Raw genomic sequence first — 681 nt, forward strand, 5'->3', positions numbered from 1 at the left:
ACTTCCATTTATACTATGAAGTATAGATGGAGGTGTCAGGAGTGATTACTATGACAAAAGAATTTGAGGTTATTAGCCGTTATCGCCGCGGTGAATCAAAACGTGCGATTAGTCGAGACATGGGACTAGATCGAAAAACGGTGCGCAGAATATGTGACCGATTTGATAAGGCAAGACAAAAAATCGATGCAGCTGAGGACGATAAAGCCCTTGAAGTCGCTACGGAGCAGTTAGTGTTGAAACGACAATACAATAGTACGACACGGACGAAAAGAACCTTCACACCCGAGGTGGAGGCACGCATGAACCGGTTAATCGAAGAGGAACAAGAGAAAACACGGATATTAGGCTCCCATAAACAAGCCCTTACGGCTGTCGCTGTGACAGAGATACTTCAAGCAGAGGGCTACGCCATCAAATATCGAACGGTGGCGCATTACTGGGCACAAATGACTAAAAAAGCGAAAGAAGCCTTTATTCGTCAAGACTATGCGCTCGGATCACGCGTTGAGTTTGATTTTGGTGAAGTCAAGTTGGAGATAAATGGCCACGTGCAGACGTATTATCTTGCCGTGTTTGCGAGTCCAGCCTCGGATTATTTTTGGGCGTATCTGTATGCCCATCAAAAGAAAGAGGTCTTTCAAGAAGCTCATGTGCGTTTCTTTGAACAGATTGGGGGTG

Annotated in this window: 1 protein-coding gene; it reads left to right on the forward strand. The window is 45.4% G+C overall.

What is annotated here, in order from left to right; all coding sequences use genetic code 11:
- Positions 1-50: 50 nt before the first annotated feature.
- On the forward strand, positions 51-681 hold a 631-nt coding region (locus tag ACFO5Y_RS11735; protein WP_465269127.1), incomplete at its 3' end, for a transposase.

Origin of the sequence: Ruoffia tabacinasalis (genome assembly GCF_042652985.1) — a bacterium.
Taxonomy (GTDB): domain Bacteria; phylum Bacillota; class Bacilli; order Lactobacillales; family Aerococcaceae; genus Ruoffia; species Ruoffia tabacinasalis.